The organism is Nocardioides oceani (assembly GCF_030412965.1).
Taxonomy (GTDB): domain Bacteria; phylum Actinomycetota; class Actinomycetes; order Propionibacteriales; family Nocardioidaceae; genus Nocardioides; species Nocardioides oceani.
Map to the genome: position 1 here is coordinate 1 of NZ_JAUHJQ010000065.1, position 375 is coordinate 375.

Annotated in this window: 1 protein-coding gene; it reads right to left on the reverse strand. The window is 70.1% G+C overall.

The genetic code is table 11. From position 1 onward, the window contains the following. The coding region (locus QWY28_RS23280) for an ABC transporter permease subunit (protein ID WP_439117278.1) at positions 1-375 on the reverse strand (375 nt) is incomplete at both ends.

A 375-nucleotide genomic window follows, 5' to 3' on the forward strand; every position in this document is an offset into this window, starting at 1 on the left:
CTGGACGAGCACCAGCGCGAGCGGTTTGTGGACCAGGCCGCGGGTGGCGCGGGTGCGGTACTGGAAGAGCTGCACCGCCGCGAAGCCGATCACGATGAGCACCGCCGCGATCCAGCCCGCGGTGACCGGCACGTTCTTGATCGACAGGCCGCGCAGGACCTCGTTGTCGAAGCGCAGCGAGCCGCCGGAGCCGATCAGCTTGAGCGGCACCGCCTGGAGCGCGAGGAAGAAGGCCAGGGTCACGACGAACGACGGGATGCCGAGCAACGTCACCAGCGAGCCGATCGCCAGGCCGATGAGGGCGCCGATCGCGATGCCGGCGAGCGCCGCGGCCCACCAGGTCCAGCCGTGGTCGATCATCACCAGCGCGGTGAT